The sequence below is a fragment of the Roseomonas sp. HF4 genome (genome assembly GCF_005222755.1).
Classification (GTDB): domain Bacteria; phylum Pseudomonadota; class Alphaproteobacteria; order Acetobacterales; family Acetobacteraceae; genus Neoroseomonas.
Map to the genome: position 1 here is coordinate 48,727 of NZ_STGD01000006.1, position 12,531 is coordinate 61,257.

The following is a 12,531-nucleotide window of genomic DNA, read 5'->3' on the forward strand; positions in this document are numbered from 1 at the left end:
CCAAGGGCCGCGGATGCGGCCCGCCCGGCGTCTGAGGGGCACGAAGGTGGAGCCTTCGTGCGCCAGGCATCAGCGCGGCAGGGTCTCGACGAAGTATTCGAAGTTGTCGGCGTTCTCGGCGGCGCGCATCGCGTCGTCCTTCGCCAGCACCAGCGCGCCGTTCGGCCGGTAGGCATGGTCGCGCGTATTGGCCGCGAGATGCGTCGCCTCGTGGATCAGGATGCCCCAGCGGCTGTCCGTGCCCTCCATCCGGGCACGGAAGAAGGGCGGGCAGAGCCCGAGCACCAGGTCGCGTTCCCGCGCATAGGCGAACCGCCCGCCCGGGCAGGCCGCAGGGTCGTTGCAGCGGATCTCGACGCCCTCGATGTCGGCGAGGCGCGCTTCGGTCTGCTCCAGCGTGATCAGCACGCCCTTGCGGCCCGCGGTGCCGAACCAGCGGGCGATGTGCGGGTGGCCGGGCTCCTCGCGCACCAGGCGCACCGCCTCGGCGATGCGCAGCCGCGCCTCGACCAGCGCCGCGTCGATCACCGGCCGGTGGTGCTCGGGGGAACAGGCGGGGCCGGCGATATCGGCGGGGCCGCGCTCGAGCGGCGGCGGCTTCTCGGCCGGTCCCTCGACCTGGTGCACGCGCGCATGCGGCGCAAGCGGCGGCGGCTTCGCGCCAGGCAGGTCGGCGAGCGCGGGGAGCGCCGCCAGCAGAAAGGCGGCCATGAGCGGGGCGCACCGCATGGCCCTGGGCAGACGTATCATGCCGCGCATCATGCCCTGCCGCCCGGGCGCCGCGCCAGGAATCGCTTCACGCCGGGCGCCCGCCGACGTTCACGCCTCGCGCGGCCCCGCCATATCTCAAGCCTCGCGCGGCCCCGCCGTGTCTCAAGCCTCGCGCGGCCCCGCCGCGACGGCCGCCATCCCCGCCTCGTCCAGCACGAAGAGGAACGCCTTCTCGGTGTCGTAGGCGACGAGGTTCGCCGCCCGCCACGCATTCAGGATCGAGATGATGCTGCGCGTGGTGGCGCCGAGCAGGTCGGCCAGGTCCCCCTGCCGGAACCGCGCGGCGAGGCGCACGCCCTTCTCGGTCTTCACGCTGTCCGCCTTCAACAGGTACATCACCTGCCGCGCGAGCCGCACCTCGAGCGGTGCGAAGGTCGCATCCTGCAGCAGTCCGAAGGTGCGCCGCAGCCGCACCGACAGCAGCCGCGCGAGCGCGAGGCCGAGCGCCGGCTCGCCCTGCGCGACCTCGAGGAAGGCAGCAGCCGGGATCCGCGCGAGCTTCACCTCGCCGATCACGACCGCGTCCGCGCTGCGCGGGGAGCCGTCCAGCACGCCGATCTCCCCGAAGGCGTCGCCGGTGCGGAACACCTCGACCATCAGGCGCTTGGCGGCGTTGTCCGGGGCACCGACGCGCACGCGCCCGCGCCCTTCCAGAACCGCATAGACGGCATCCGGCGGGTCGCCCTGGGAGAACAGCGGCGCGCCGTCAGCGGGTGCCAGCCGCCGCGCGCCCTCCGCCAACCGCGCGAGCGCCACGGGCGGCAAGTCGCGCAGTAGGTGGACCTGGCCGAGCTCCTCGGCAAGACGTGTGTCGCTCATGCCATCTCCTCCTGGGCCCAGGCGCGGCGCAGCGCATAGAGCGGCAGCGCGCCGAAGCCCTTGGCAGTCGGGATCAGCCCGGCATAGTCGCAGGCCAGCGGCGCGCCGCGCGGCAGCAGCGCCACCTCGCACGCGAAGGCCTCGGTCGCGAAGATGCGCCCGGGCGGCGTGACGGGCTCGATGCGCGCCGCACGCGTCATGGCGCGGCCGGAGAACTTCTCGACCCGCTGCACGGCGTCCTGCACCGGCAGCATCGGCCCGAAATCCAGCGCGAAGCGGGGGTGGATCGGCGGCTCCTGCGCCTCCAGCGCGGCGCGCATGTCGAAGGCACAGGCCGCGGCGGCCGGGACCTCGTCGAAGGCGATCTGCACGGCATCCCCCCAGGCATTGCGGTAGCGCGCGGGGTGCCGGTCCAATGCCTGGCCCATCGCCCGCAGCGGCCCCTCGTAGAAGGCGGCGAGCCCGGCATCGTCCAGCGCCGAGAAGCGCGGCAGGTCGCCGAACAGCACCGCCATGGGCCGGCGCCGGGCCTCCGGCGCGCCATTGCCCGTGCCGTTGCGCGGCCAGGGCCAGCCGATCTGGATCGACCGCCCCCCGGCCTCGGTCCAGGATTGCACGTCGGCGCCCGTGCCGGCGGCCCCGCGCGCCGGCCTGCCGTCCCACGCCGCCACCTGCACGGCCTCCCCGTCGCGGTGCCGGGCGTGCAGCCGCGCGAGGCCCATGGCGCGCCGCGCCGCCATCGCGAGGTGCAGGTCGTCGTCCGGGAAGGGTCGTTCGTCGAGTTGCACCACGCGCACGCGCGGCAGCACGGTGCGGAAGCGCGCCACCCATTGCGCGCCCGCCGGGGCGACCGAGTCCGATTCGTACAGCACGGGGTCGCAGGGCAGCACGCAGGTCGGCGTGATGCCGGCGCGCAGCAGCGCCTCCACCGCCAGGATGTCGAGCCCGGCGGCCAGCCCGCCGAAGGCCGCGCCGACATTGGCGCCGGCGATGGCGGCGTCGAGCCCGGCGGCCATCTCCGCCTCCTCCGCCGCGCCGTCCTGGCCGGGCTTCGGCATGTGGCCCGTGTAGTGCAGCACCGCCGGGATCCGCAGCACGTCCACCATCGCCGGCGACAGGCCGAGCGCCACCGCCTCCCGCCGCATCTGCCGCCGGGTGGTGGCGCGCGCCGAAAGGTCGTTGCCGGCCCGCGCCTCCGCTTCCAGCAGCGCCGTGCGCGCCTCGTTCGCGCGGCCGGCGAGCAGCAGCGCCTCGGCCCGCGTGGCCGCGGCCCAGTAGTCGCCGCCGTCGCGATGCGTCTCGAGCACGCGGCCGGCGATGGCGGCCGCCGCCTCGCGCTCCCCGGCCAGCAGGCGCAGCGCCGCCGCGTTCACCCCGTGCCAGCCGGCGCCACCGCGACGCCAGAGCAGGTCGTAGCGCCGCGCCGCCTCCCGCAGCAGCGGGCCCCGGACGGCGACCGGCTGCTCGAAGGCGCGGTCCTTCAGAAGCCGCGCGCCCAGCGCGGCGACCTCGGGGTCCGCCACCGCCTCGAGCCGCAGGCGATGGAACAGGTCGAGCGCCATGACCGTCGCGCCGGTCCGCGCGATGGTCAGGGTCGCGCGGTAGCGCAGCGCCACGTCGTCGGGACGCTCGGCAAGCGCCACCATCGCGCGGTCATGGGCGGAAAACAGGAGGCCCTCGGCCTCGAGTGCCAGGACTTCCGAAAGCGGGTCGGACATCGGGCCTCGGCCGCGGGACAGTCGGTCATCCTACGGAGGCCGGGCGGCCGCCGCAACGTGGCGCGCATCCGGGGTTCGCGACCGCAGCCGCGCGATGGCGCTGCGGCGCGTGCTGTGCCAGAAACGAACGTCCCGGACGCCGCCGATGCCTCATGACGTTTTCCTGAGCTACGCGTCTGCCGACCGTGCTGCCGCCGACGCGGTCTGCGCGGCACTGGAATCGCGCGGCATCGCCTGCTGGATGGCGCCGCGCGACGTGTCCGCCGGCGCCGACTGGGGCGAGGCCATCCTGACCGCGATCGGCCGCGCGCATGCCATGGTGCTCGTGCTGTCCCGCCATACGGCGGCCTCCGTGCATGTCAGGAACGAGGTCGTGACCGCGGTCTCGCAGTCCCTCGCGCTGGTGCCGGTGCGGATCGAGGATTGCCAGCCCGGCGGGGCGCTCAGGCTACATCTCGCGGGGTCGCACTGGCTGAACGTCTTCCCGCCCCCGATCGAGCAGCACGTCGATGCGCTGGCGGCCGGCGTGCGAATCGCGCTGGCCGCCGACGCGACGATCGAGATCCCGCGTGGCCAAGCGGCGGCGATGGTCGCCGCGGCGCGCGCGGCCGCGGCTGGAGGGCGGCTGCCGGTGGCGGCGCCCACGCCGCCGCCGGCACGCGCGCCCGCCGGCACCGCGCCGCGCCGCGTGGAGCCGGCGGCCAGCACGGCCGGCCGGCCGCCAGCCGACCCGGCGCCGCACCTGCCCCGGCCGCGCCGCAGCCTCGGCCTCGCGGTCGCGATCGGGTTGGTGCTGATGCTGGCCGTGCTCGGCGCCGTGGCCTGGGTCTATGAACCGCGGCTGCGCTCATGGCTCGACATCGGCGCGACGGCGGCGCGGGGCGACGCGCCCGGATCCGCGGGCGCAGGCGTCGCGGCCGCGCGCGAGGCACCGGTCCCGGCCGCCGCGCCGCCGCCGGCCGCAGGGGCGGATCCCGCCCCCGCGCCACGCGCCGGCTTTGGGCTGCCGGGCGCGCTCACGGGGCTCGGCCTGCCCGGCCTGCCGTTGCCCGGTGCTTCCCCGGCACCCGCCGGCGCGCCCGTCCCGCAGGCACCCGGCCCCGCCCCCGTGATGCCCGGCCCGGTCGGCACCACGCCGACGCCGGCCGCCATCCCCGCCGCCCGGCTCTCCAATGGCGCGGACGCGACCATCACGCAGCTCTATGTCGGGCGGCTCGAGGAGGGCATCGGACGGCAGGACTGGCTCGGCCAGGCGCAGATCACCCCCGGCAACGCCGTGCTGCTGCGCGCGCCGCCCGGCCAGGGTTGCCTGTTCAACATCCGTGTCGTCTATGTTGGCGGCAGGACCGAGGACCGTCCGGGGGTCGACCTTTGCACCGCAGCCGAATTGCGCTTCGAGGGAAGCAAGGGCTCGGCGTCGGGCTCGCGGCCCTGATCGCGCTGTCGTCGGCGCCGGCCCTTGCGCAGGACCCGCGGCCACGGCCCTTCATGCTCATGAACCAGGGGCCCGGCACCATCGTCGCGGTCGAGATCTCCCCCGCCGGGGAATCGCGCTTCGGGCCATCCCTGATCGGCCGTGTCGAATTGCCGGCCGGCAATGCCCTGCACCTCACGCCGCCGCGCGACATGCCCTGCCGCTGCGACCTGCGCATCCGCTGGTCGGGCGGCGCGGTCGAGAGCCGGGCCGGGGAGGATCTCTGCGCCCCGCAACGGCTCATTCGCCTGTCGACGCCAGCCAACTGAACGGGACCGCCGCCATGACGCAGGACTGGACCGCGCGCGCCGGCACGCGCTTCGCGTGCGAGAAGCGCCCTGCCACGGGCACGCGGGGCATGGTGGTCACGAACCACCCGCTCGCCTCCGCCGCCGGGGCCGAGATGCTGGCCGCCGGCGGCAACGCCGTGGACGGCGCAATCGCCGCCCTGTTCGCGCTGACCGTGGTCGAGCCGATGATGGTCGGGCTGCTCGGCGGCGGCACGGCCCATCTGCGCCTGCCGGACGGCACCCACACCGTCATCGACGGCATGGCGACCGTCGCCGCCGCGGCGCGGCCCGACATGTTCACGCCCGCGCAGCCGGACAGCCCGCGCAGCCTCGAGGCCGTCGGCCGCGCCAATGCCGTGGGCGGGCTTTCGGTCGCCACGCCCGGCAACCTGCTGGCCTGGTGCGAGACGCTGGCCCGCTTCGGCACCTTCCCGCTGGCCGATGTGATGGCGCCGGCGATCCGCCACGCCGAACGCGGCTTCCGCGCCACGCCCTACCTGGCCGAATGCGCGGCCGAGGCGGCGCCCGACCTGGCGCGTGACCCCGCCATCGCCGCGCTCTATCTGCCCGGCGGCGCCGTGCTGAAGCCCGGCCACCGCGTCGTGCAGGCGGAATACGCCGAGACGCTCAAGGCAGTGGCGAAGGAAGGCGCGGCGGCGCTGTCCGGCGCGCTCGGCGCCGCGGTGGCGGAGGGCATCGTACGCGCCGGCGGCATCGTCACCGCCGAGGACCTCCGCGCCTACCGCACCGTCGAGCGCGCGCCGCTGCGCGGCCCCTATCGCGACGTCGAGGTGGTGCTGCCGCCGCCGCCCGCATCCTCCGGCGTGCATGTGCTGCAGATGCTGAACATCCTGTCGGGCCACGACCTCGGCGCCATGGGCTTCGGCAGCGCCGACACTCTGCACCTGCTGGCCGAATGCCTGAAGATCGCCTTCGCCGACCGCGCCGCGGCCTCGGGTGACCCCGCCTTCGTGGCCGTGCCGGTCGAACGCCTGACGTCGATGAACTACGCCGACCAGCGCCGCGCGATGCTCGACATGGCGCGCGCCCAGGCCTGGGGCGCCGGCATCCCGGCCGCCGAGAGCCCGAACACCACGCACATCACGGTGGCCGATTCGGACGGCCGGATCGTCTGCTCGACGCAGACCATCAATTCCGCATTCGGCGCGCGCTTCCTGGTGGGCGGCACGGGCATGATCCCGAACAACTACCTGGCCACCTTCGATCCGCGGCCGGGGCGCGCGCTGTCCATCGCGCCGGGCAAGCGCGTCACCACCTCGATGGCGCCGATGATCGTGCTGCGCGGCGGCAAGCCGGCCTACGCGCTCGGCATGCCGGGCGGCCTGCGAATCTTCGGGTCCGTCATGCAGGCCATGCTGAACCTGGTGGACCACGGCATGTCGCTGCAGGAGGCGGTGGAGGCACCGCGCCTCTGGACGCAGGGCGAGGCCGTCGAGGTCGAGCCCGCGGTGCCCGACGCGGTGCGCGGCGACCTCGCCGCGCGCGGGCACGACGTCGCGCGCCTGCCCCATGTCGGCGGCGGCATGTGCGCCATCGCCTTCCACCCGGATGGCGTCATGGAAGGGGCGGCCTGCTGGCGCGCGGACGGCACGGCGGTCGGCGTCGGCGGCGGGCTGGCACGGCAGGGGGTGCGGTTCTGGCCGGATTCGGCGGGAGCACAACGGGTATAGCAGGAGGGGCGCCGCCCCGCCCGCACCCTCCCCGCCAAAGAGCCGGAAGGCCTTTGGAAACCGGGACCTGGCTTTGCCTAGGCGGGGTCGAGCCGCAGGATGCGGCCCTCGGTCTCATCGGTCAGCAGATAGAGCCGGCCGTCCGGCCCGGCCAGGACATGGCGCAGCCGCGCCATCCCGGTCAGCAGCCGTTCCTCGCCGACCACGCGGTCGCCCTCGGTCGTCAGGCGCACCAGGCCCGGCGTGTTCAGCGCGGCCACGAACAGGCTCCGCCGCCAGCCCGGGAACGCCGTCCCGTCGTAGAAGGCGATGCCGGAGGGGCTCACCGCCGGCGCGAAGACATGGATCGGGTCCTCGAGCCCCGGCGCGCTGACTTCCCGCGAGATGCGCGGCCCCCAGTATTCCCGACCGTGGCTGACCACCGGCCAGCCGAAATTGGCACCGCGGCGGATCACGTTGATCTCGTCCCCGCCGCGCGGGCCAAACTCGGCTTCCCAAAGGCTGCCGGTCCAGGGGTTGAAGGCGAGGCCCTGCGGATGCCGGTGGCCATACGACCAGATCTCGGGCCGCACGCCCTGCTGGCCGACGAAGGGATTGTCGGCCGGCACGCGCCCGTCGCGCGTCAGGCGGATCACCTTGCCGGCCAGGTCGTCGAGCCGCTGCGCGCGGGCGCGCTCGTTGCGCTCCCCGGTCGAGAGGAAGACGTGCCCCTCCGGCCCGAAGGCAATACGGCAGCCGTAGTGCAGCTTGCCCGAGGACTGCGCCGGCGTCGCATCCAGCAGGCGGCGCAGCCCGACCAGCGCATCCCCGGCTGGCGAGAGCCGCGCCGCGACCAGCCTGGTCAGGGAACCGCCCTCGACCAGCGCCGCCTGGCAGAAGAAAACCTCCCGCGTGCGCGCGAAGTCGGGGGCGAGGGCGATGTCGAGCAACCCGCCCTGCGACCCGGAATCGACCTGCGGCACGCCGCCGAGCGGCGCCGAGACGCGGCCATCCGTGCCGACCCGGCGCAGCCGGCCGACGCGCTCGGTCACGAGCAGGCTGCCATCCGGCAGGAAGGCCCCGCCCCAGGGGCGTTCGAGCCCCGTGGCGAAGATCGTGACGCGGAAGGCAGCGCGCTCCGAGGCGACCGGCGCCTCCTGCGCCAGGGCGGGGGCGGCGAGGAACGGCAGGGCGAGAAGGGCGCGACGGATCATGCGCCGGAAGTGGCCCCGGCCCGCCCGCCGTGCAACCGCCCGCGGCTTCCGCCCCCGGCCATCCCGGTGCAGGCTGCCGGCAACGGAGGAGACCACCATGCAGGACAACACCCGCTTCGACGGCCGCGTCGCGATCGTCACCGGCGCGGGCTCGCGCCCCTCGGGCACCGACGCGACCACCATCGGCAATGGGCGCGCCATCGCCGCCCTTCTCGCGCGCCGCGGCGCGCGCGTGCTGCTGCTGGACGTGGAGCGCGACTGGCTGACCGGTACCGAGGAGATGATCCGCGCGGAGGGCGGCACCTGCGCCGCCGCCATCGCCGACGTCGCGAAGGCGGCCGACTGCGCGGCGGCGGTGGCGGAGGCCGTGCGGCAGTTCGGCCGGCTCGATATCCTGGTGAACAACGTCGGCATCAGCGGCCCGCCCGGCGACGCCGAGGCGGTGGACCCGGACGCCTGGGACCACGGCATGGCGGTCAACGTGAAGTCCGTAATGCTGATGGCGAAATACGCGGTGCCCGAGATGCGCCGCGCGGGCGCCGGCGCGATCGTCAACCTCGCCTCCATCGCCGGCCTCCAGGGCGGGCATCCCGGGTTGCTCTACGCCACCACCAAGGGCGCCATCGTGCAGATGACGCGCGCCATGGCCGCGCATCACGGCGGCGACCTGATCCGCGTGAACGCGGTGGCGCCGGGCTATGTCTACACGCCGATGGTCGCCTCCCGCGGGATGGGCGACGAACTCCGACAGCAGCGCGCCAGCGCGGGACTGCTGAAGGTCGAGGGCACCGCCTGGGACGTGGCGGAGGCGGCCTGCTTCCTCGCCTCCCCCGCCGCGCGCTGGATCACGGGCGTCACGCTGCCGGTCGATGCCGGGCGCTCGGCCGGCAATGTGGGCGCGACGCCGAAGCCCATGGGGCTCACGCGCTGACGATGGAGGCGCCGGCCCGCACGCTGGCCGTGACGCGCGCCGCCGCGCGGTTCTGCGCGCTGCGCGGCTGGGCGCCGCTCGAGCAGGTGCCGCTGCCCGACGGCCGCCGCGCCGACATCCTGGCGCTGCTGCCGGCCGGCGGCTTCGCGGTGATCGAGGTGAAGTCCTGCGCGCGCGACTACCTGGGCGACGCCAAATGGCCCGACTACCGCGCCTGGTGCGACCGGCTCTACTTCGCCGTGGACCTCGACTTCCCGCAGGCGCTGCTGCCCACGGAGGTTGGGCTGATCGCAGCCTGCGACGGCGAGGCCGCGCTGCTGCGCGAGGCACCGGAACACCGACTGGCCCCGGCCCGCCGCCGCGCGTTGCTGCACCGCTACGCGATGCTCGCGGGCGGGCGGCTCGCGGCGCTGGCGGACCCGGCGGGGGCGGCGGAGATGCGGGCGGCGCTTAGGGTCGAATGAGGGACGGGTCTGGAGCCCGGGAAGGCAGGTGGGGGGAGGAGAACCTCCCCCGAGCCCCCTCCCTTCTTTGGCACTTGGCGCAGGTCCTGGAAGGCGGGCGCCAAAGGACAAAAAAGGTTGAGGGGGGTCCGGGGGGAGAAGTTCCCTTCTCCCCCCGCATTTTCGTCGCAGGTCCATCCGGTATCGCCGCCACAGGCGGCCAGCATCACCCCTTGATGCGCGCGACCGTGGCCGTGGTCGAATTGCCCGGCAGCAGCGCGGCGAGGCGCACCTGCCCGCCGTAATCCTGGACGAGGTCGCCGCCAACCACCTGGTCGGGCGTGTAGTCCGCGCCCTTCACCAGCACGTCCGGACGGATCAGCCGGATCAGCTCGACCGGCGTGTCCTCGTCGAACAGCGTCACGCAATCGACGGTCGCGAGGGATGCCAGCACCGCCGAGCGCGCCGCCTCCCCCTGGATCGGCCGTGCCGCGCCCTTGAGGCGCTTTACGCTTGCATCCGTGTTCAGCCCGACGACCAGCCGGTCGCACCAGGACCGCGCCTGTTCCAGCAGGTGCACATGGCCCGGATGCAGCAGGTCGAAGCAGCCGTTCGTGAAGCCGATGCGCCAGCCGCGGCGGCGCCAGCGCTCCACCTGCTCGATGGCGGCGGAACGCGACATCACCTTGCGCAACGCGCCGCGCTCGGGCGTCAGCGCCTCGATGATCTCTTCCTCCCGCGCCACCGCCGTGCCGACCTTCCCGACCACGATGCCGGCGGCGATGTTGGCCAGCCGCGCGGCCACCGGCAGCGCCAGCCCGGAGGCCAGCCCGGCCGCGAGCGTGGCCACCACCGTGTCGCCGGCGCCGGAGACGTCGTGCACCTCCGCCGCCTCGGCCGGGAAATGGTGCAGGCGGGCACCGTCGAGCAGCGTCATGCCGTCCTCGCTCCGCGTCACCAGCACGGCGCCGAAGCCGTGCGCGGCCTGCAGCGCGCGCATGGCGGCGACGACGCCGTCCTCGGTGTCGACCGACAGGCCGGTCGCCTCGGCCAGCTCGGCGCGGTTGGGCGTGACGATGTCGGCCCCGGCATAGCGGGAGAAGTCGCGACCCTTGGGGTCCACCACCACCGGGCGGCCGGCGGCACGCGCCGCGTCGATCAGCTGCCGCGCGGTGTCGCCGTCGAGCACGCCCTTGCCGTAGTCGGACAGCACGAGCACGGCAGTCGCGGCCACCGCGTCGCCCGCGATCTTGATCATGCGGTCCGCGAGGCGCGGGTGGATCGGCTGCACGACCTCCTGGTCGGCGCGCAGGATGTGCTGGCCGTTCGCGAGGAAGCGCGTCTTGGTCGTGGTGTGGCGGCCGCCCTGCACCAGCAGCCAGGGCTCGACGCCCGGCTGGCCGCCGATCAGCCCGGTCAGGTCGCTGCCCGCTTGGTCGTCGCCCACCACCGAGACGAAGGCGACCGCGGCGCCGAGCGCCGTCAGGTTGCGCACCACGTTGCCCGCGCCGCCCGGCATGGCGAGCTCGCGCTCCACGGCCAGGACGGGCACCGGCGCCTCGGGACTGATGCGTCGCACCGCGCCGAAGACGTAGCGGTCGAGCATGGCATCGCCCACCACCAGCACGGTGCCGCGGCGGAGCTGCCGCACGGCGGCAACGAGGTCGGCCACGGGGATCTCCGGCATCGGTCGGTCGGAGTCGGTCACGGGGCCTTCCATACGGGAAGCCGTAGCCCGGCCATGTGCTGCAACGCAAGGTAACGGTCGCGGCCGAACCGTTCCGCGGGCAGCGCCGGAAGCCTTGGCGATTGCCGCCACCGACCGGCGCCGGATGCCGCGCCGATGGGCGCAGCCCCTTCCCGTCCCTCAGCCTCCCGCCATCGTCAGGCCCTCGACGCGCAGCGTCGGCGCGTCCGTGCCGCGGCGGAAGCGGAGGTCGTTCGCCGGCGTGATGTGCAGGAACATGTCCTTGAGGTTGCCCGCGATCGTGACCTCGCTGACCGGCTCGGCCAGCTGCCCGCCGCGGATCATGAAGCCGGCCGCGCCGCGGCTGTAGTCCCCGGTCACGCCGTTCACGCCCATGCCGATCAGTTCCGTCACGTAGAGCCCCTCGGCGATGTCCGCCATCAGGGAAGCGGGCGTCAGGGGGCCGGGCTCGAGCCAGAGGTTCGACGGCGCCGGGCCGGGCGCGCCGCCGGTCCCGCGGCTGGCATGGCCGGTCGAGGCGAGGCCCAGTTGCCGCGCGCTCCGCCAGTCGAGCAGCCAGGTGGTCAGCACGCCGTCCGCGACGATGGCGCGGCCCTCGCCCGGCATGCCTTCGCCGTCGAAGGGGCGGGACCGGAGGCCGCGCGGCCGCAGCGGGTCGTCGCGCACCGTCAGGCCCGCCGCCAGCACGCGGTCCCCCATGCGGTCCTTGAGGAAGGAGGTGCCGCGCGCCACCGCCGCGCCGCTGATCGCACCCGCCAGGTGGCCGAGCAGGCTGCCGGCGACGCGCGGGTCGAACACCACAGGCAGGCGCGCGGTGCGCGGCCGCGTGGGGTTGAGGCGGCGCACCGCCTGCTCGCCCGCCCGCCGGCCGATCGCGACCGGGTCGTCGAGGTCGGCAAGGTGCACGGTGGAGGACCAGTCGTAGTCGCGCTCCATCCCCGTCCCGGTCCCCGCCAGCGCGGTGGCCGATACGGAATGGGACGTGCGCGCGAAGGCGCCGGCGAAGCCGTTGGAGCCGACCAGCGCGATCCGCGTGCGGGCCCAGCCGGCCTCGGCGCCCTCGCTGTTGGTGACGCCGGCCACGGCCAGCGCGGCTTCCTCGGCCGCCGCGGCGCGCGCGAGCAGCACCTCGGCCGCGGGCTCGGCCGGGTCGTCGAGGTCGAGCGCCCGCGATGGCGTCGGGACCGCCTCGGGCAGGCCGGCGAAGGGGTCCTCCGGCACCACGCGGGCCATCGCGACCGCGCGCTCGGCCAGGGCGGCGAAGCCCTTCGGGTTGGGGTCGGTCGAGGAGACGATGGCGACGCGCCGGCCGAGGAAGACCCGGAGCCCGAGGTCGCAGCCCTCCGACCGCTCGAGCTGCTCGATCTCCCCGAGGCGACGCTTCACGGACAGCGAGGCGGAGGCCACGAGCAGCGCATCGGCGGCGTCGGCGCCGGCGCGCCGCGCCGCGGCGATCAGGTCGGAAAGGGTGCTGAGGCGGTCCATCTCGCGTC

The 12,531-nt window shown here is 74.9% G+C and carries 11 protein-coding genes; 5 read left to right on the top strand and 6 right to left on the bottom strand.

All coding sequences use genetic code 11. The features are described from left to right. Positions 1 to 69: 69 nt before the first annotated feature. The 3 genes from E8M80_RS11015 to E8M80_RS25900 form a co-directional block, all read right to left on the bottom strand. Positions 70 to 711: a M35 family metallo-endopeptidase gene (locus tag E8M80_RS11015; RefSeq protein ID WP_170979335.1), complete on the bottom strand. Its 642-nt coding sequence runs from the start codon at positions 709 to 711 to the stop codon at positions 70 to 72. Between the two features lie 162 nt (positions 712 to 873). Further along, positions 874 to 1,590, bottom strand: a complete 717-nt coding sequence (locus E8M80_RS25895) for a Crp/Fnr family transcriptional regulator (RefSeq protein WP_170979336.1) — start codon at positions 1,588 to 1,590, stop codon at positions 874 to 876. Further along, the gene (locus E8M80_RS25900; protein WP_170979337.1) at positions 1,587 to 3,308 is read right to left on the bottom strand and encodes a tetratricopeptide repeat-containing protein; all 1,722 of its coding nucleotides are present in this window, start codon (positions 3,306 to 3,308) and stop codon (positions 1,587 to 1,589) included. The genes E8M80_RS25895 and E8M80_RS25900 overlap by 4 nt, the downstream gene beginning before the upstream one ends. Positions 3,309 to 3,453: 145 nt before the next feature. Here E8M80_RS25900 and E8M80_RS11025 point away from each other — a divergent pair, with 145 nt between their 5' ends. The 3 genes from E8M80_RS11025 to ggt are packed head-to-tail and all read left to right on the top strand — an operon-like array spanning position 3,454 to position 6,763. Further along, positions 3,454 to 4,743 (top strand): toll/interleukin-1 receptor domain-containing protein, encoded by a 1,290-nt coding sequence (locus tag E8M80_RS11025; protein WP_170979338.1) that lies wholly within the window; start codon positions 3,454 to 3,456, stop codon positions 4,741 to 4,743. A 59-nt stretch (positions 4,744 to 4,802) separates the two neighbouring features. After that, positions 4,803 to 5,051: a hypothetical protein gene (locus E8M80_RS11030; protein ID WP_137125750.1), complete on the top strand. Its 249-nt coding sequence runs from the start codon at positions 4,803 to 4,805 to the stop codon at positions 5,049 to 5,051. A gap of 14 nt (positions 5,052 to 5,065) precedes the next feature. After that, positions 5,066 to 6,763, top strand: a complete 1,698-nt coding sequence (ggt, locus tag E8M80_RS11035) for a gamma-glutamyltransferase (protein WP_137125751.1) — start codon at positions 5,066 to 5,068, stop codon at positions 6,761 to 6,763. A 77-nt stretch (positions 6,764 to 6,840) separates the two neighbouring features. Here ggt and E8M80_RS11040 read toward each other — a convergent pair whose 3' ends face one another. Next, positions 6,841 to 7,956 (bottom strand): PQQ-dependent sugar dehydrogenase, encoded by a 1,116-nt coding sequence (locus E8M80_RS11040; protein ID WP_137125752.1) that lies wholly within the window; start codon positions 7,954 to 7,956, stop codon positions 6,841 to 6,843. A 97-nt stretch (positions 7,957 to 8,053) separates the two neighbouring features. Between E8M80_RS11040 and E8M80_RS11045 the strand changes: the two genes are divergently transcribed. Continuing rightward, positions 8,054 to 8,887 (top strand): SDR family NAD(P)-dependent oxidoreductase, encoded by an 834-nt coding sequence (locus E8M80_RS11045; protein WP_137125753.1) that lies wholly within the window; start codon positions 8,054 to 8,056, stop codon positions 8,885 to 8,887. Positions 8,888 to 8,889: 2 nt separating this feature from the next. Further along, positions 8,890 to 9,351 (top strand): MmcB family DNA repair protein, encoded by a 462-nt coding sequence (locus E8M80_RS11050; protein WP_137125754.1) that lies wholly within the window; start codon positions 8,890 to 8,892, stop codon positions 9,349 to 9,351. A gap of 205 nt (positions 9,352 to 9,556) precedes the next feature. Here E8M80_RS11050 and rfaE1 read toward each other — a convergent pair whose 3' ends face one another. Both rfaE1 and E8M80_RS11060 read right to left on the bottom strand, forming a co-directional pair. Then, entirely contained in the window at positions 9,557 to 11,017 is a 1,461-nt protein-coding gene (gene rfaE1, locus E8M80_RS11055; protein WP_137125939.1) for a D-glycero-beta-D-manno-heptose-7-phosphate kinase, read from the bottom strand. A 180-nt stretch (positions 11,018 to 11,197) separates the two neighbouring features. Further along, positions 11,198 to 12,523 (bottom strand): TldD/PmbA family protein, encoded by a 1,326-nt coding sequence (locus E8M80_RS11060; RefSeq protein ID WP_137125755.1) that lies wholly within the window; start codon positions 12,521 to 12,523, stop codon positions 11,198 to 11,200. Positions 12,524 to 12,531: the final 8 nt, after the last annotated feature.

Excerpts from the sequence above, each read along its gene's own strand:
- E8M80_RS11015 (WP_170979335.1), bottom strand. The coding sequence starts at position 711 with ATGGCCGCCTTTCTGCTGGCGGCGCTCCCCGCGCTCGCCGACCTGCCT.
- E8M80_RS25895 (WP_170979336.1), bottom strand. The coding sequence starts at position 1,590 with ATGAGCGACACACGTCTTGCCGAGGAGCTCGGCCAGGTCCACCTACTG.
- E8M80_RS25900 (WP_170979337.1), bottom strand. The coding sequence starts at position 3,308 with ATGTCCGACCCGCTTTCGGAAGTCCTGGCACTCGAGGCCGAGGGCCTC.
- E8M80_RS11025 (WP_170979338.1), top strand. The coding sequence starts at position 3,454 with ATGCCTCATGACGTTTTCCTGAGCTACGCGTCTGCCGACCGTGCTGCC.
- E8M80_RS11030 (WP_137125750.1), top strand. The coding sequence starts at position 4,803 with ATGAACCAGGGGCCCGGCACCATCGTCGCGGTCGAGATCTCCCCCGCC.
- ggt (WP_137125751.1), top strand. The coding sequence starts at position 5,066 with ATGACGCAGGACTGGACCGCGCGCGCCGGCACGCGCTTCGCGTGCGAG.
- E8M80_RS11040 (WP_137125752.1), bottom strand. The coding sequence starts at position 7,956 with ATGATCCGTCGCGCCCTTCTCGCCCTGCCGTTCCTCGCCGCCCCCGCC.
- E8M80_RS11045 (WP_137125753.1), top strand. The coding sequence starts at position 8,054 with ATGCAGGACAACACCCGCTTCGACGGCCGCGTCGCGATCGTCACCGGC.
- E8M80_RS11050 (WP_137125754.1), top strand. The coding sequence starts at position 8,890 with ATGGAGGCGCCGGCCCGCACGCTGGCCGTGACGCGCGCCGCCGCGCGG.
- rfaE1 (WP_137125939.1), bottom strand. The coding sequence starts at position 11,017 with ATGCCGGAGATCCCCGTGGCCGACCTCGTTGCCGCCGTGCGGCAGCTC.
- E8M80_RS11060 (WP_137125755.1), bottom strand. The coding sequence starts at position 12,523 with ATGGACCGCCTCAGCACCCTTTCCGACCTGATCGCCGCGGCGCGGCGC.